This is a genomic window from Micromonospora sp. NPDC005205 (genome assembly GCF_040608275.1).
Classification (GTDB): domain Bacteria; phylum Actinomycetota; class Actinomycetes; order Mycobacteriales; family Micromonosporaceae; genus Micromonospora.
The window spans coordinates 273,694-290,529 of the sequence record NZ_JBEXHV010000004.1 but is presented as its reverse complement, the minus strand read 5'-3'; the positions used below and the strand labels follow the sequence as shown (position 1 = coordinate 290,529).

General features: G+C 69.7%; 16 protein-coding genes. 12 read left to right on the top strand and 4 right to left on the bottom strand.

Features of this window, described 5'->3' with window-relative positions; translation table 11 throughout:
• Positions 1–26 precede the first annotated feature (26 nt).
• Positions 27–1,466 carry a glycoside hydrolase family 43 protein gene (locus tag ABZU43_RS11060; RefSeq protein ID WP_355006343.1) on the top strand — a complete coding sequence of 480 codons (1,440 nt, stop codon included), beginning with the start codon at positions 27–29 and terminating at the stop codon, positions 1,464–1,466.
• Positions 1,467–1,518: 52 nt separating this feature from the next.
• The gene (locus tag ABZU43_RS11055) at positions 1,519–3,012 is read left to right on the top strand and encodes an RICIN domain-containing protein (protein ID WP_355006342.1); all 1,494 of its coding nucleotides are present in this window, start codon (positions 1,519–1,521) and stop codon (positions 3,010–3,012) included.
• A gap of 114 nt (positions 3,013–3,126) precedes the next feature.
• Here ABZU43_RS11055 and ABZU43_RS11050 read toward each other — a convergent pair whose 3' ends face one another.
• Positions 3,127–3,579 carry a peptidoglycan-binding domain-containing protein gene (locus ABZU43_RS11050; protein ID WP_355006341.1) on the bottom strand — a complete coding sequence of 151 codons (453 nt, stop codon included), beginning with the start codon at positions 3,577–3,579 and terminating at the stop codon, positions 3,127–3,129.
• Between the two features lie 199 nt (positions 3,580–3,778).
• Positions 3,779–7,522 (bottom strand): helix-turn-helix domain-containing protein, encoded by a 3,744-nt coding sequence (locus ABZU43_RS11045; protein ID WP_355006340.1) that lies wholly within the window; start codon positions 7,520–7,522, stop codon positions 3,779–3,781.
• 319 nt (positions 7,523–7,841) lie between these two features.
• Between ABZU43_RS11045 and ABZU43_RS11040 the strand changes: the two genes are divergently transcribed.
• From ABZU43_RS11040 to ABZU43_RS11030, 3 genes are all read left to right on the top strand, one after another.
• On the top strand, positions 7,842–8,069 hold the full coding sequence (locus ABZU43_RS11040) for a hypothetical protein (RefSeq protein WP_355006339.1): 228 nt from the start codon (positions 7,842–7,844) through the stop codon (positions 8,067–8,069).
• 374 nt (positions 8,070–8,443) lie between these two features.
• On the top strand, positions 8,444–9,154 hold the full coding sequence (locus tag ABZU43_RS11035) for a ThuA domain-containing protein (RefSeq protein WP_355006338.1): 711 nt from the start codon (positions 8,444–8,446) through the stop codon (positions 9,152–9,154).
• Positions 9,124–10,242 (top strand): Gfo/Idh/MocA family oxidoreductase, encoded by a 1,119-nt coding sequence (locus ABZU43_RS11030; protein WP_355006337.1) that lies wholly within the window; start codon positions 9,124–9,126, stop codon positions 10,240–10,242. The genes ABZU43_RS11035 and ABZU43_RS11030 overlap by 31 nt, the downstream gene beginning before the upstream one ends.
• A 28-nt stretch (positions 10,243–10,270) precedes the next feature.
• On the opposite strand, the gene ABZU43_RS11025 is transcribed toward ABZU43_RS11030, so the two are convergent.
• The gene (locus ABZU43_RS11025; RefSeq protein WP_355006336.1) at positions 10,271–11,770 is read right to left on the bottom strand and encodes an FAD-dependent monooxygenase; all 1,500 of its coding nucleotides are present in this window, start codon (positions 11,768–11,770) and stop codon (positions 10,271–10,273) included.
• A 122-nt stretch (positions 11,771–11,892) separates the two neighbouring features.
• Positions 11,893–12,513: a helix-turn-helix domain-containing protein gene (locus ABZU43_RS11020; protein ID WP_355006335.1), complete on the bottom strand. Its 621-nt coding sequence runs from the start codon at positions 12,511–12,513 to the stop codon at positions 11,893–11,895.
• Between the two features lie 132 nt (positions 12,514–12,645).
• On the opposite strand from ABZU43_RS11020, the gene ABZU43_RS11015 reads away from it, so the two are divergent.
• The 7 genes from ABZU43_RS11015 (at position 12,646) to ABZU43_RS10985 (ending at position 16,834) form a co-directional block, all read left to right on the top strand.
• Complete coding sequence (locus tag ABZU43_RS11015; RefSeq protein WP_124860959.1) at positions 12,646–13,005, top strand: DNA polymerase ligase N-terminal domain-containing protein; 360 nt, start codon at positions 12,646–12,648, stop codon at positions 13,003–13,005.
• 57 nt (positions 13,006–13,062) lie between these two features.
• Positions 13,063–13,797, top strand: a complete 735-nt coding sequence (locus tag ABZU43_RS11010; RefSeq protein WP_355006334.1) for a VOC family protein — start codon at positions 13,063–13,065, stop codon at positions 13,795–13,797.
• A 65-nt stretch (positions 13,798–13,862) separates the two neighbouring features.
• The gene (locus ABZU43_RS11005) at positions 13,863–14,126 is read left to right on the top strand and encodes a hypothetical protein (protein ID WP_355006333.1); all 264 of its coding nucleotides are present in this window, start codon (positions 13,863–13,865) and stop codon (positions 14,124–14,126) included.
• Between the two features lie 10 nt (positions 14,127–14,136).
• Positions 14,137–14,469 (top strand): TraR/DksA C4-type zinc finger protein, encoded by a 333-nt coding sequence (locus tag ABZU43_RS11000; protein WP_355006332.1) that lies wholly within the window; start codon positions 14,137–14,139, stop codon positions 14,467–14,469.
• A gap of 156 nt (positions 14,470–14,625) precedes the next feature.
• On the top strand, positions 14,626–15,669 hold the full coding sequence (locus tag ABZU43_RS10995; protein WP_355006331.1) for an aromatic ring-hydroxylating dioxygenase subunit alpha: 1,044 nt from the start codon (positions 14,626–14,628) through the stop codon (positions 15,667–15,669).
• A complete protein-coding gene (locus ABZU43_RS10990; RefSeq protein WP_355006330.1) occupies positions 15,666–15,884 on the top strand; it encodes a hypothetical protein in 219 nt (72 codons plus the stop codon). The genes ABZU43_RS10995 and ABZU43_RS10990 overlap by 4 nt, the downstream gene beginning before the upstream one ends.
• Positions 15,881–16,834 (top strand): PDR/VanB family oxidoreductase, encoded by a 954-nt coding sequence (locus ABZU43_RS10985; protein WP_355006329.1) that lies wholly within the window; start codon positions 15,881–15,883, stop codon positions 16,832–16,834. Before ABZU43_RS10990 ends, ABZU43_RS10985 begins: the two co-directional genes overlap by 4 nt.
• Positions 16,835–16,836: the final 2 nt, after the last annotated feature.

Here is a 16,836-nt window from a genome sequence, read left to right as displayed (position 1 = left end):
AAGCCCCTGCGCTAAGGAGATGACACATGTCGAGAGTCCTCGCCCGGCTCTGCGCGGTCATGGTCGCCGCTTGTCTGCTGTTCACCACCTGGTCGGCGGCGACACCGAAGGAGGCGGCCGCGCTGGACCCGACCGTCGGCTACCTGATGGCGCACTTCACCGGCGAGTCGTCGACCGACCAGCAGATCTACCTCGCTCACAGCACCGACGGCCTCCGCTGGAACGACCTCAACAACGGTGGGCTGGTGCTGCGGTCCACCGTCGGCACCCGCGGCGTGCGCGACCCCGCCCTGGTCCGCTCGCCGAACGGCGACCGGTACTGGATCATCGCCACCGACCTGTGCATCGGCTGCGGCCAGGACTGGTCGTCCGCGATCAACAACGGCAGCCGCAACCTCGTCGTGTGGGAGTCCACCGATCTGGTCAACTGGTCGGCACCCTGGCTGCTGAACGTCGCCGGCGCGATCCCGGACGGACGCAACGCCTGGGCGCCGGAGGCGATCTGGAACCCCGCCACCAATGACTACGTCCTCTACTGGGCGACGAACGTCCCACTCAACGGGGCGACCAAGCACCGCATCTACTACGCGCGGACGACGAACTTCCGTAGCGTCACCGCGCCACAGGTCTACATCAACCGGCCCGGAAACCAGGAGATCATCGACACCCAGATCGTCGAGGTGCCGACCGGCGTCGGCGCCTACCGCTACGTCCGGGCCTCCCGGGACGGCCAGATCGGCATCGAAGGCAGCAACTCCATCCTCGGTACCTGGACCAGCCTCGGAAACCTCTCCGGCATCGGGCTGACCGGCGCGCAGGTCGAGGGCCCGATGTGGATGAAAGTGAATGCCCGCAACGAGTGGGTCCTCTACCTCGACCAGTACTCCAGCGGACGCGGCTACCTGCCGGTCCTGACCACCGATCCGTCGAGCCCGGGCAGCTACCGACTGCCGGCGTCCGGCTCGTACTCGATGGGTGGCACCAAGAAACGGCATGGTTCGATCCTCAACCTGACCGCCGCCGAACAGAGCCGGGTGCTCGCCCGCTGGCCCGCCACCGCTGTCAACCGGATCCAGTCGTACAACTTCCAGGACCGGTACGTGCGGCACTACGACTACGACGTCCGCATCGACCCGAACGTCAGCCCGGCGCAGGACGGCCAGTGGCGGCTGGTGCCCGGCCTCGTCGGCTCCGGCACCGTCTCCATCCAGTCGGTCAACTACCCGGGCCACTACCTGCGCCACTACGGGTACGACTTCCGACTGGAGGCCAACGACGGCACCGCCACCTTTGCCGCCGACGCCACCTTCCGGCAGGTCGCGGGTCTCGCCAACTCCTCGTGGACGTCGTTCCAGTCCTACAGCCACCCGGACCGCTACCTCCGGCACTACGCCTACCTGCTGCGACTCGACCCGGTCCCCGACGCGCAGAGCCGGGCCGACGCCACCTTCCGCCTGACCAGCTAACCCCCTCGAGATGTCGGGCCCGGAGAGGCACGAACTATTGATTGGACAACGCATGAAATGGATCAGCCGGTCGATGCGCCGGACGTTGATCGCCCTGGTGGCCGCCATGACGGCGATGGTCGGCGGCGTGGTCGTCGTCGCGTCGTCGCCCGCCGCCGCTGCCACCAACCAGTTCCGAGGCATGAACTGGGCCCAACTGGGTGACAACTTCAGCACCAGCCCGCTCGTCGTGCAGGGCCTGAGCCAGTCCGACGGCTACGCGACAGTGCAGGCCAAGGCCAACGCCCTCTACGACGACATGGCCCTCAGCATGGGGATCAACACCGTCCGGCTGCCTATCAACACTCAGACAGTGGCCAACACCACCTGGTGGAACGCCTACCGGGGTGCCATTGACGCCGCTACTGCCCGCGGATTCAAGGTCATCCTTACTTTTTGGACGGACCATTCCTCCGGCGCGAGGATCGCCAACCTCGCCGCGTGGAACACGATGTGGTCCAGCGTGACCAGCGCCTACGGCTCAAACACCAACGTGTACTTCGAGCCAATGAACGAGCCAGGCGGTTACAGCTCGGCACAGTGGCGCGACATAGCAGCCAACTGGCTCAGCACCCACTACTCGGCCGTGCCCAGCCGGGTGCTCATCGGCGGCACTGGCGCAAGCCAGGACCTGCGCGACATCTGCAACGACAGCCGCTTCAACAGCACGCTGCTGTCCTTCCACCACTACGCCTTCTTCTACGGCTCGATGACCTACGACGCCTGGCGAAGTCACATGCAGACGCGACTGGGCAACTGTGCCTCCCGGGCGGTCGCCACCGAGTTCGGCGGGCCCATGGACAACGGCCTCAACTACGCCGACGCGAACAGCACCGACAACTTCGTGCGCCACATCCGCGCCATGGCTCAGGTCATGCGTGACAACCAGATGGGCGGCACCTACTGGCCCGCCATCGGCGGCAAGAACTCCGGCTCCGGTCACGACTGGTATTCGATGTTCGCCCTTAGTGGCAGTGGCACCGATCTCAACTTGACCATCCGCAACACTTCTGGCGCCGACCGGATCCGCTATGCCTATGGCGACACCATCGGCGGCGGCGACCCGACGACGCCTCCGCCCACGACGGGGACGTTCTACCGGATCGATGCGCGGCACAGCGGCAAGGCCATGAACGTCCAGCAGCCGAACACCGCCAACGGCGCTCGCGTCAGCCAGTACACGTACGGCGGCAGTGCGTGGCAGCAGTGGCAGTTCCAGGACGCCGGTAGCGGCTACTGGCGCATCGTCAGCCGGCACAGCGGAAAGTGCCTCGACGTGGTGAGCGCGTCGACCGCCGACGGCGCCGAGCTCGTCCAGTACACCTGCGGCACCGGGGCCAACCAGCAGTTCCAGATGCTCACCAACGGCGCCTACTTCCAGCTCCGGGCACGACACAGCAACAAGTGCGTGGATGTGCCGGCCGCGGCGACCGCGGACGGAGTGGTTCTCAAGCAGTATTCGTGCAACACCGGCACCAACCAGCAGTGGTCCCGCACCGCCGTCTGACGGTCGTCCCGACGTAACAGCCCGGGAAGGACCACGATCGGCAGCGTGGGGATCGGCGAGCCGGCGGTGACAACGTTTGCGCTGTCACCGCCGGCGGGGCCTATCCGGCGGCAGTTACGGCAGCGGACGGCCGAGACGGGCACAGGTACGGGTTCCGTAGGTTCCGCCCTGGTAGGCGGGGAACTTCAGGGACGCGCGTGACTGCGGCCCGAACTGGCCGTCCGCGCTGATGCCCGCCTTGCTCTGAGCGAACTTCAGCGCGTTGAAGGTCAATTGGCCGAACGCCGCGTCCTCGCTGAGCAGCGCCTTGCCAGCGGGTGCGAGGTAGCAGTCGTTCAGGGCCGACTGGAGGGCGCCCGTGCCCGGTCCGCCGTCGCCCCAGACCAGCGAGCACGGCAGGACGCCGTACTTGCCGACCGGTGCGGCGACCTGATAACCGGCCTGGTTGCTGACGACGTCGTAGGACTCGCATTCCGGCTGACTGCGAGCGTGGGCAGGGCTGGCGGCGACGAGCGTGCCCGCGAGCACGGTCACGAGCAATGCGAGCAGTGCTGCCAAACGCTTCATCGAGTTCTCCCTCATCGCGGTGTCGTCCGATGCCCGGGACCCCCGTTGGGCTTCTCCCCGGGCAGTCGGACTCCTGGCAGGACATCCACCGCACGGCTCGTGTCCTGGAGTCAGGCTGGTTCGACGCGAGGTTGTCCAACAGGGCGGTGGCGCCGGACAAACAACGTCGGACAACCCTCAGGACGTTTGGGCAGCTCAGTCAGCGACTCGGCGGTGAGCCGCAGGAAGGGTCGTACCGCTCTGAGGGGATGTGCCTCGCCCACTCCTGCCGGGTCAGCGCACGGCCGGCTTTGGCGCAGATCTGAGCCCTGGCGGCGCGGAGATCGAACGACCAGCGGACAATTCGGCCGTCCTCGGCACCGGAGATGAGAGTTCCGGCCGCAGTGAAGGCGAGCCCGCGGACTCTCGCACCATGGCCGCTGAGGGTCGTAACCCGTTGCTGGGTGACGGTGTCCCAGATGATGATGGTCCGGTCGTCACCGGCGGACGCGATCCTGCGGCCGTCGCGACTGAAGGCAAGGACCTGGACGGGTGCGGTGTGGCCGTGCAGAACGGCGAGTTCGCTGCCGGCCACGGCATCCCAGAGCTTGACGCTACGGCTGTCGCCGGCGGTCGCGAGCAGAGCTCCGTCAGGGCTGACAGCGATGTCCTGCACTGTGCCCTGCTGGCTCTTCACTCGGCTGAGAAGTTTGCCGGTGGTGACGTCCCACGTGTTGACGAAGCCGCCCACGCTCGCGCCCAGGAGACGGCGGCCGTCCGGGGTGAAGGTCAGCGACGTGACGATCTGCGCCGGGAACCTGGCTGTGATGTCCGTCGGGTTGTTGATATCCCCGACGTCCCAGATGAAGGGGCCGAGCGTGGCGGCTGCGACGAGACGGCCACCAGGATCGAAGGCAACGTCCGTGGACGCACCGACTCCCTTGGACACGATCGGTCGGGTGGCGTGTCGTCCACGTTGGAGATCCCAGATCGTGACGGTGTTGTTCCGGGTCACGGCGGCGAGCCGGAGCCCGTCGGGGCTGAACGCGACGGCCTGGACCTCGTCTGGGTGCCCGCTGAGAACGGCCACCTGTTCACCGTCGGTGTCCCAGAGGCGGACGGTGCCGTCGCTGCCCGCCGAGGCGACACGTGTTCCGTCCGGGCTGATCTTCAGGTCTTTGACCTGTGCCGCGAAACCGCTGAACGGGGCGTCCTCCAGATTGTGGAGCACGATGGTTCCGTTGAAGCCGGCCGAGGCGAGCATCGCCCCGTCCCGGCTCAGTGCGACGGACACCGTTTCGGTGCGGCCGCGGTCCTGAAAGGTCTGCAGGGACTCGCGGCGTCGCACGTCCCACATCGTGATCGCGCCGTTCTCGTCGGCCACGGCGAGCTTGCTGTCGGTGGGCGCGGAGATGGTCCATGCGTAGCGGCCGGCCAGCGGTAACGGCGGAAGGCGGACCGGCTGGCCGGTGGCAAGATCCCACAGGTACACCCCGTGGTCGTCGGCGGAACCCGCGAGGACATACCCCGAGGGACCGAAGGCGACCGAGAAGACATGCTGGGCGGACAGTCTGGCGAACACGGTGCCGGTCGCCACACGCCAAGCGGCCGGGTGCTCCACCCCGTCGCTGGAGACAAGGATCGCGCCGTCGTGGCTGAACGTGAGGGATCTGACCGGACTCCGGTGCTCGCGGAGCACTGTGCGAGTTGTGGTCCGCAGATCGTAGAGGGCGATGTCGCCGGCACGGCCGGCATTCGCGTCGGCGCCGGCCGTGAGGCCGACGGCGAGCTTGGTCCCGTCCGGGCTGAAGGCCATGCCCGACCCGAGGCTGTTCTCCGTCAACCGGGTCTTCTGTTGGCGCGTCGCGACATCCCAGATGATGATGGACTTGTCGATCCCGACGGAGGCGAGCAGCCTTCCGTGGTCCGCGAAGGCCAGGTCGGAGGTCCGACCGGTGTGGCCGGAGAGGATGGCGATCCGCTCGCCACGTGCGGGGTCCCACAACCCGATGGTGCCGTCACCGGCCGCGGAGGCCAACAGGGAATGGTCCGGGTTGAACGCGACCGTGTAGATGGAGGGCCCGCCGACGTTGAGTTCGGTGCGGCGGGGCGCGGCCGCCGCGCTCAGCACGCTGCCCTGGGTCTCGGTGTTGGAGTTGAGGTGATCGGCCTCGACGGCCAGCAGGCCGGCCAGATCGGGATCGGTCGCGAGCAGGGATCGGGCTTGCAGCGACAGTTCGCTGGAGAGCGCGGCAACCTGCTGTCGGCGGGCGTCCTGGCGTTGTCGTACCGCGACGGCGCCACCCAGCAGGGCGAGTACGAGCAGGGTGGATATGCCTGCGACGAGACGCTTGAACAGGCGGGCCTGACGTCGGCCGGCGTTCTGCTCGGACTCGGCGAGAGTGGAGCTGGCGTGCAGGAAGGAGCTTTCGAGTTCGTTGAGCTCCTCCGGACGGTCCTCGGCCAGGGCCTGCGCGCCCAGGAGTTGGGTTCCCCGGTACAGGGCTCCGGCATCACGGTCGAGCGTCGCCCAGGTCTGCGCGGCTTCGGTGAGACGCCGGTGGATCAGCAGGTTCGCCCGATCATCGGTCAGCCATCGGTGCAGCCGCGGCCAGGCCCGGATGAGCGCCTCATGGGCCACCTGCACGGTGCCGTCGCCCATGACCACCAGACGGGATTCGGCCAGCTGGTCCAGAACTCGGGCGGTGACCGCCTCATCGGCGATGCCGTCGAGCTCGGTACGCATGATGGGCCGCCGGGTGTCCTCGGTACCGTCGCCCAATGCGGTGAGCCGCAGGAAGACCCGGCGAGCGGCTTGTCGCTCGGCTGCCCCGAAGTCGCCATAGGCCCGCTCGGCGGTCTGGGCGATCGCCCCGCGCACGCCGCCGCTCGCCTGATAGGCCGACAGAGTGAGGGTTTCCCCGCTTCGTCGTTGCCACGTCTCGAGGAGCGCATGCGAGACGAGCGGCAGAGCGCCCGGCTCGTCGGCGGCATCGGCGAGCACCGTACTGACCAGGTCGGCTTCGACGCCCATGCCGACCTGGGCGGCGGGCCGAATGATGATCTCCCGCAGGTCGGTGGCGCTCACCGGCCGCACCAGGAGGTGCGCCTCGTCCTCCAGCGCGACGGCCAGGTCCGGATATTGCATGAGGTGGGCGAGGAAGTCGGCGCGTACCCCGAGTACCACAGTCGTGCGGCGATCGGCCCCCTGCGCGGCGTCCAGCAGCGCCTCGATGAACCGGCGGCGTTCCGCCTTGTCGGGGCAGAGCGTGAACACCTCCTCGAACTGATCCACCACCAGCAGCGCGCGGGTCTGCGGGGGGCCGCCTGCCAGTGCGCTCCGCACCGCGATGTCGAGCGCGGCGGCATCCGCCGCCAGCTCCTTCCGGATCTCTGGGGCGTCCTGGCCGGTCAACTTCGCGATCTCGGCGGCCAACGCCTCCAGCGGGTGTTCGGTCGGCGTCAACAACATCGTCCGCCACCGCTGGGCGAGCCCACGGTCGGCGGTGATGGCTCCCAGCAGACCGGCCCGCAGCAACGAGGACTTGCCGCTTCCGGAAGACCCGACGACCGCGGTCAGGCACCGCCGATCGGCCCGTGCCAGCAGCCGTTCGACCAGCTCCGTACGGCCGAAGAACAGCTCCGCCTGCTCGGGCTGGAACGCCGTCAGCCCCTGATACGGGCAGCGTTGCGCGATGGTCTCGGCGGTGCTGGAGGGGACCGCCGCTTCGGCGATGGCCGACCACCGTGCCCGCCATTCGGCCGGGTCGCCGCCGCAGGCCTGAACGTACGCGAGCGTCACCTCCAGCGTCGGCAGCCGGTCACCCTTCGCCGCGTCCGCCAACGTGCTTGCCGAGTAGTGCGCGCGCCGAGCCAGGAGCCGATAGCTCGGGTTGCCCGCGTGCTCCCGCAACTGTCGTAGCTGCCACGCCAACCGTTGCACCGGGCCCGCCGCCGGGTCCACTGGCTTCTCCGGACGGCCCAATACCCACCTCCGCATACTGGGCCGCAACTCTGGCCGCGCGACCATGGCGAGCTTCGGCACGGGCGCCCATCGGATCGGGCCAGAAGAAGTATCCAGTTGTGGCGATGCGGTTGCGGCCCGGGGCTCGGTCCGCGCCGCCAGGCAGCAGGTAACGACTGTCCCAATGGAGCGGGGGGACACGCGGTTGGGCTTGGCGTTGCGCTACCGTCAAGGCGCGCGCCCCGGCGTCGATCAGTCCGCGTCCGCCGGCCGTCGGCCGTCGATGGCCCGCAGGACCCCACCAATCCAAGGAGACCCGATGCCGGAGCCTGAGCCCGCCCAGGACGCCGACGCGGCGGCAGCCGACACCTCAACAACGGCCGAGACCGAGGGTGAGACCGATCCGCCTGCCGTTCCCGCGAATCGGGCTGCCCGACGCGCGAAGGGCAAGGTCGCCTCACCCCAACCGTTCGGAAAGGGTCAGAACCCCACCGGCCGGGGCTCGGTCCAGAACCCTCGCCAGTGGGGTAACCGCCGTAGCGGTTGATCCGCGACAGGCGCTCTGTCACCGCACACATGATCAGCGCGGTGGTCGGCATCACGCCGATGCCGGTCGTGAGCGCCGTGGGGCGTCCCCGCCACGGCGCTCACGACCTTGCGCGCATCCGGGTGCTCGCCCCGGCATCGGCGCGGGCGGCGATCGCTTCGACCCGTCCGCGCCTCCGCGCCGGTCCAGGACCGGTGTCGCTCGTGGTGCGGGCCAAGCCGACCGAGCAGAGTGGAATCCGGCAGCCGGCGTACGTCGGCTTTGTCGGCGACCACGGGTACGGTTTCGGTGCTCGGCACGTTTGGGCATCGGCGACCCGTCGTCGGGGCGGTAGCGGCCAGCCCGGTGGCGACGGACCGTGGGAGGGAGCGACGGTGGCGCAGCGGAGAGCACTGGTGGTTCGGGGCGGTTGGGAGGGGCACCAGCCGGTCAAGGCGACGGAGTTGTTCCTCCCCTTCCTCGAACGAAGCGGCTATGCCGTACGGGTCGAGGAGTCGACGGAGATCTACGCCGACACCGCCGAAATGGCCGAGACCGACCTCGTCGTGCAGTGCATGACGATGTCGCAGATCACGGCGGACCAGGTGGCGGGCCTCAGCGCGGCGGTCATCGCCGGCACGGGCTTCACCGGCTGGCACGGCGGCATCGTCGACTCGTTCCGCGCGTCAGCCGAATATCTGCACCTGGTGGGCGGCCAGTTCGCGACCCACCCGGGCCTCGAGCCGTGTGAGCGTCACGGTGGCCCGGAGGACAACTTCCTGCCGCACACGGTGCGCGTCACCGACCTCGGCCGGGAGCACCCGATCACTGCGGGCATCGAGGACTTCGACCTGGTCACCGAACAGTACTGGGTGCTGCACGATGACCTGATCGACGTACTGGCCGTGACCACCCACCCGACGCAGGCGTGGCATCCGTGGCATCGGCCGGTCACCTCACCGGCGATCTGGACCCGGCAGTGGGGTGCCGGGCGCGTCGTCGTGACGACCCCCGGGCACAGCCTCGACGTGCTGGAGCACGCGGATGTCCGTACCGTGATCGAGAGGGGGATGGTGTGGGCGACCCGCACCGCGTCGGCGTCATAGGTCTCGGGGTCATCTCCCGCGCATACCTGGACACTCTCGCGGACCATCCCGAGATCGACATCGTCGCGGTGGCCGACCTCGACGCCTCCCGGTCGGCCGAGGTCGCGGCCACGATTCCTGGAGCCGAGGCGATGAGCGTCGAGCGGCTGCTCGCCCGCCCGGACGTGCAGACCGTGCTCAACCTGACCATCCCCGCAGCCCATGCCGACATCTCGCTGGACACGATCGACGCCGGCAAGAACGTCTATGTGGAGAAGCCGCTCGCCGTGACGTTCCCGGACGGCCGCTCGATCATCGAACGGGCCGCTTCGGCCGGCGTCCGCGTCGGGTGCGCGCCGGACACCGTCCTGGGTACGGGCACGCAGACGGCGCGGGCGGCGATCGACGGCGGGCTCATCGGCCGCCCGATGTCCGCGTCGGCCGTCATGGTCACGCCGGGGCACGAACGCTGGCATCCCAATCCCGACTTCTACTACGCCCCGGGCGGCGGCCCGATGCTGGACATGGGGCCGTACTACATCTCGGCGCTCATCCATCTGCTCGGGCCGGTCCGGTCGGTGACCGGCGCCGCCAGCCGCCTGCGCGCCGAGCGCGTCATCGGCTCGGGCCCCCGCACCGGCCAGCGGATTCCGGTGGGGGTGGACACCCACCTCACCGGCGTGCTCGAGCACGCCAACGGTGCGCTCTCTACCATCACGACGAGCTTCGACGGCGTCCGGACGACGGCCGCACCGATCGAGGTGCACGGCGAGGCCGGCACGCTCGCCGTGCCCGACCCGAACTACTTCGACGGTGAGGTCCGCCTCTTCGCGCTCGGCGACACCGACTGGCGCGCTCTCGAACCGCAGGCCGGTTACGCCAAGGCTTCCCGGGGCATCGGCCTGATCGACCTGGTCAGGGCCGACGATCAGCGTGCCCCGCGCGCTGACGGCGAGGTCGCACTGCACGTACTCGAAACCATGACCAGCCTGCTCCGGTCGGCGACCGAAGGCCAGCGGATCGAGCTGACGACGACGGCACAGCGGCCCGTGCCGGTTCCGCTCACTCCGCTCGAGGACTGGAAGGCGTACGACGCAGAGACACGCTGAAGAGAGCCGGCCCGAAATGGGTTCGTGGTCATCGTGGAAGGCCGAAGTAATGGGCGAGCGAGGCGCGCAGCGTGGCGGCGTCCCCGGCGGACCAGGCGATGAAGCAGTCGGGGCGTACGAGCAACGCGGCCGCTGTCGTGCCCTCCAGTGGGCCGGTGACCACGTCGACCCGGTCTCGCCATGGTGCGGCGATCCCGGCGTAGGCACCCGTGGAGTCCAGCAGCAGCGGCCGGGCGGTGCGGGTCAGCTCGGCGAGGCGTGTCGCACCGTGCTCGGTGTGCACGACCACGTCGGGCGCGCAGCGGCCGGCCAGAGGGTCGGCGGGATCGGCGGGGTAGCGGGTGTCCGCGCCGGACATCAGCGCCGCGATGTGCCCGGTCACCTGCGGCTTGCGCAGCAGTTCGGCGAAGAGTTCCCGCAAGCCGCTGATCTCGTCGCCAGGGCCGATGAGCGCCGACTGCGCCTGGGTGGACATGACGACCCGTTCGGCGACGGGGCGACGCTCGCTTTCGTAGGTGTCGAGCAGGCCCTTCGGTGCCCAGCCGCGCACCGTGGCGGCGAGCTTCCAACCCAGGTTGACCGCGTCCTGTAGGCCCAGGTTGAGGCCGGGGCCGCCCATCGCGGGGTGCACGTGCGCGGCGTCGCCGACCAGCAGCACCCGGTCGGCGCGGTAGCGGGCGGCGATGCGGGTGTTGCGGCCGGTCAAGCGCCGCAGCAGGCCGGGGCCGTCAGGCGCGCCGAAGGGGATGTCGGCACCGAGCACCCGGGCGACGCTGGCGCGGAGTTCCGCCAGGCTCATCGGGGTTTCGTCGTTCGTTGGCAGGTCGGGCCACTCCGTCGTGCTCAGGATCGCCGGGCGGCCGGGGAACGGGGCCCAGGCGATCAGGCCACGCGCAGTGCGGGTGTGCTGGAACGGCGGGACGACACCGTAACCGGGGACGCGCAGGCCGCCCGTCTCACTGTCGAGGGACGACGCAGGCACTGTCACCGTCGCGGTGCGGGAGATCGACCGGTCGTTGGTGACACCGGGGAAGTCGATACCGGCGAGGCGGCGCACCACGCTGCGGCCGCCGTCGGCACCAACGACGAAGCGACTGGTGAGCTGCGTACCGTCGGCGAGGTGGACCTCGACCGCGTCGAGGCGTTGGCGGAGGTCGACGACCTCGTGGCCGCGGCGCAGGTCGACTCCGAGCTCGGCGGCTCGGACGGCGAGACCGGCCTCGAGCTGGGCCTGCGGCACTCCGAGCACGTAGTGCGGGTTCTCCGCGAGCGTTGTGAGATCCAGCGGGAACGCGCCGAAGGTGAAGGCCGGTTGAGGGGCCGGCGGGGTGCTATCACCGCTGAGCCGCGCGTAGAGGCCCCGTCGGTCGAGCAGGCGGACGACCTGTCCCACGAGGCCGTTGGCTCGGGGCTCGCCGGTGGGCGCGGGGTGGCGTTCGAGGACGACGGGGTGCACGCCGGCGAGGGCCAGTTCGCAGGCGAGCATGAGGCCGTTTGGGCCGGCTCCGACGATGGCGACATCGATCATGGTCGTGATCCCTTCGGGGTGTGCGTCATCGCCACGGCAGGCGCGGCACGTGGCCGGCCCGCCGCGGGACTGTGCTGCGGCTGGAGAGGTGGGTGAGGTGGTGCCTGCGTGAGGGCGGAGCTTCAGCGGGGTGGGGCCGGGAGGCCGGCGGCGACCTGGGTGAAGGCGTCGGTGATGAGGCGTTCGATCGGGGCGGGTGGGTCGGCGCTGTCGAGATAGTGCTGCATGGCGACGACGACGGCGGCGCTGGCGGCGGCCGCGACGAGCCTCGGATACATGTCGGAGGCGAGGTCGGTGCCGGTGCGCTCGGCGACCGCCGCGGCAAGCTCGGCCTCGGCGAGGGCGGTGGCGCGCAGCCGCTCGCCCTGTAGCGCGGGCTCGGCGAGCATGGTGCGTACGCCGGCCACCCACCGGGCGTGGTCGGGGGAGGGCATCGCCTCGACCTCGGGGCCGCGCGTGAACTGATCCAGCGCGGCCTGGGTGAGCGCCACCCAGAGCGGCTCGTCGGCGGGACGTTCGCGCAGCGCGGCGGCGGTGCGCAGGCTGCGGTCGAGGTGGCGGGAGGCGATCGCCTCGGCCTTGCTGGAGAAGTAGTTGTTGAAGGTACGCGGGGAGACGCCGGCAGCCTCGGCGATGTCCTCGACGCGGACGTTGTCGTAGCCACGCTCCGCGGTGAGGTGGATCGCAGCCCAACCAAGCGCCGCCCGCGTCTCGGCCTTCTTGCGCTCCCGCAGCCCCGTCATGCCGCCACGCTAGCACTAATTGCGTGACACGCAAATATGCGTGCCACGCAAAAAGTTACTGACTGTGGGTTCGGCCGCGTGAGGCGATCGCGTCGGCAGGCGGGAGGGCCGGCCTGCGCCGACAATGGGGGAGTGGCACCCGCCTTCGTCCTGCACCACCACCGCAAACCACGACCGCACTTCGACCTGCGGCTTGAGGAGGATGGTGTGCTGCGCTCGTGGGCGGTGCCTCGCGGTCTACCGGACAGCCCCAGCGACAACCGGCTCGCGATCGCCGTGCCCGACCACGACCTCGCTCACCTCACCTACGAGGACGTCGACAAGTCGATCGCCGACATCGGCACCTGGGAAGAGCATGATCGCACCGACCGCCGGATGCTGTTCACGTTGCACGGCCGCACCGGTCGCCGGCGATACGCGCTCATCCGCACCGGCGAGGGGTGGCTGCTCCACCTGACGAAGGAGCAACTCCCGGACGATCGCGGACGGTAGTGCGGTAGGCGGCTACGACGGTCAGCGAGACGTGGGCACAGGCCCTAGCATCGCGGCATGGCGACGCGGCTTGTGCAGATCAACATGAAGGCTCGGAACGACTCCGCGCTGGGCGGTTTCTGGGCGCAGGCGCTCGGTTGGGAAATCTCCAGTGAGGGACCCGGCGTGACCAACCTCGAACCCGAGGGCTTCGTCTACCCGGACCCGGTCGCTGTCTGTATCGACCTCATCGTCTCGTCTGAGCCCAAGACGGTGAAGAACCGCGTGCACGTGGACCTCGCCACCACCTCGGCGGCCCACCAGGAGCAGGTGGTGGCCCGTCTGACGGAGCTCGGCGCGACCGCCGCCGACGTGGGCCAGGGTGACGTGCCGTGGACGGTCATGGCCGACCCGGAGGGCAACGAGTTCTGCGTGCTGGAGCCCAGGGCGGTCTACCGGGACACGGGACCGATCGCCGCCGTGGTGGTCGACTGCGCCGACCCGCGAGCCATGGCCCGGTTCTGGAGCGAGGCCACGGACTGGACCCTGCACGAGGTGAACGATCAGGGTGCGAGACTGCGCTCCGCCAAGGGCGTCGGCCCCTACCTGGAGTTCGTCCGAACCCCAGACGTGAAGAGCGGGTGGAACCGCGTCCACCTCGACGTCCGTCCGTACCCCGGTGACGACCCGGAGGTCGAGGCGGCCCGGCTGCGGAGTCTCGGCGCGACCCCCATCGAGCTGGGGCAGGACGTCCCGTGGCGGGTGCTCGCCGACCCTGAGGGCAACGAGTTCTGCCTCCTCACCCCGAGCTGACAACCGGTCAACAGTGAGCATCATTGAACGTTGGCATTAGGGCAACGCCACTCTATGGTTGGGGCATGCCGCCGGTGACCTTCCGCTCGCCCGCCGCCACCGAGGTGGCGGTGGGCGGTGCTGTGCGGGTGCCGACGGCCACACGCCCCGAGGCCGACATGCGGGTGCCGGTTGTCCGCGCGCCGCACACCGTGTCCGCGCACACACCGTCGTGCCCGATGCGAACCGGCCGAGGCCCACCTGCGGAGTCGTTTCATACCCAGAACGACCGCCAGGGCGAAGCTATCCAAGCTTCGGCCCTTTTTGTTTTTCCCACCCGTTTTTTCTGAAAGGCGGATCATGAGCGTCGATCATCGTCCTACTCTCGACCAGAGTTGGCTGGCTGACCTACGAGCGTCCCTGGCGGACGACTTCGCCACCCAGACGGCTCGGCTGCGGGAGTTGACCGAGCTCAACGCGGACACCGGCGACCCCGGCGAGGCCCACAACCAGGCCGCGCTGCTGGTGGCCACCCGCCAGAACATCGAGCAGATCACCGGTGCGCTGAACCGGATCAGCGACGGCACCTACGGCGCCTGCCAGAGGTGCGGCCGGAGCATCCCGGCCGAGCGGCTCGAAATCCTCCCGCACGCCCGCTTCTGCGTGCCGTGCCAGGAGAAGCAGAGCAGGTGACGCCCGGGTGTGGCTGCCGTGCCGCCGGTACGGCAGCCACACCCCTCAGGCGCGAGTGTCGACCTTTCACTCAGTGAAAGCTCTGGTTCCTGGGAGGAGACTCCGCACGGGACGATCCGGATCCATCGACGTCCGTCTGCGTGGAGGTCCGGTCGCATGGTGTTCGCGCGTAACCAGTGGTATGTGGCGGCCTACGGCAGTGAGGTGGGGCGGAACCTGCTCGCCCGCACGGTGCTCGGTGAGCCGATGGTGCTGTACCGCACCGGTGCCGGGAAGGCGGTGGCGCTCGCCGACCGGTGCGTGCACCGGCGCTTCCCACTGTCGGAGAGCCGGCTCGACGGCGACACCATCGTCTGCGGTTATCACGGCTTCACCTACGACCCGACCGGCGCGTGCGTCTTCGTACCCGGTCAACAGCGCATCCCGCGAACCGCGCGGGTGGTCTCGTTCCCGGTGGTGGAACAGGACTCCTTCATCTGGGTCTGGATCGGCGACCCGGACCGGGTCGACCCGGCCGCGATTCCCCGCGCGCCGTGGCTCGCCGACCCGCGCTACGCGGTGGTGCGGGGCATGGCGCCGCTGAACGCGCGGTACGGCCTGCTGGTGGACAACCTCCTGGACCTGTCCCACGAGACCTACCTGCATGGCGGTTACATCGGCACTCCGGAGGTGGCGAACACCCCGATCACCACCGAGGTGGACGAGGACCGGGGGATCGTCTACGTCAGCCGGCACATGGACGACGCCGAGTGCCCGCCGTTCTACGCGCGCTCGACCGGGATCCAGGGCCGGATCACCCGGTGGCAGGACATCGAGTACCACCCGCCCTGCCTCTACCTCCTGCACAGCCGGATCGCGCCGCAGGGTGTCTATCCGCCCGCCGAGGGCGAGGACCACGAAGCGTTCCACGCCGAGATCGTGTACGCCATCACCCCGTCGACCGAGCACGCCACCTACGACTTCTGGGCCGTGGCGCGCGACTTCGCGATCGACGACGAGTCGGTCAGCGAGTACCTGCACCACAGCAACCACACAGTGGTCATGCAGGACGTGAAAGCGCTCAACATCCTGGAGCAGGTGATCGCGACCGAGCCCGACCGGTATCAGGAGCTGAGCATCAACATCGACACCGGCGGCCTGGCCGCCCGGCGGCTGCTGGCCCGGATGGTCGGGTCGGGGACGGTGGGAGCGGCGCGGTGAGTTCCCGAGCAGGCACCCTCAGCGGGGACCGGGTCTACCGGATCCACTGGGTGCCGGGCACCGACACGCTGCGCGGGATCTGTCACTGTGGGGCCGAGCGTCTCGCCGAGGAGCCGGTCGAGTTGTGGGACTGGCTGCTCGCCCACCCGCAGGGGCACCAGGGCGTCGCCGTGCCGGTGCCCGGGCAGCCGAGACGGCTGGCGATGCGCGAGTGACAGGGGACGTTCTGACCGGTGCGGAGCTGGTGGTTGCCGCCCGGGAACAGGTGGCCGCCGAGGTCGTGGCCATCTGTCTGCGCCGCGCGGACGGCGGTGACCTGCCCGGTTGGACGCCGGGCGCGCACATCGACCTGGAGTTGAGCGCCGGGCTGGCCCGCCAGTACTCCCTCTGCGGCGACCCGGCTAACCGCTCCGTACTGCGGATCGCGGTGCGGCGCGAACCCAACGGACGTGGCGGCTCACGACTGGTGCACGAGCGGCTCACCGTCGGCGCGACCGTCCGGGTGAGCGGACCGCGCAACACCTTCCCGTTGGTCGCGGCGCGGCGCTACCTCTTCATTGCCGGTGGCATCGGTATCACCCCCATCGCACCGATGGTCGCCGCCGCCGACGCCGCGGGCGCCGACTGGCTGCTGGTGTACGGGGGCCGCAGCCGTGCCAGCATGGCCTTCGCCACCACCCTGCGGGAGAGGTACGGCGACCGGGTCAGCCTGCACCCGCAGGACGAGACCGGGTTGCTCGACCTGGTCGGTCTGCTGGGCCACCCCGGCACCGGACTCGTCTACTGCTGCGGCCCGGAAGCGCTGATCAGCGCGGTGGAGGAGCACTGCCGGGGCTGGCCACCCGGCTGCCTGCACGTCGAGCGTTTCACCTCCCTGGGCGACACCGGGGCGCCGGAGACGACGATCGAGGTCGAACTCGCGATCTCCGGGCGGACGGTGACCGTCCCGCCGGGCACGCCGATCCTGCAGGCGGTGGAGGAAGCCGGCGTGCCGGTTCTCTCGTCCTGCCGGGAGGGCACCTGCGGCACCTGCGAGACCCCGGTGCTCGACGGCGTGCCGGAGCATCGCGACAGCCTGCTCACCGAGCAGGAGCGGGCCGCCGGGGACACCATGATGATCTGTGTCTCCCGGGCCCGTACGCCCCGACTCGTGCTGGAGCTGTGACC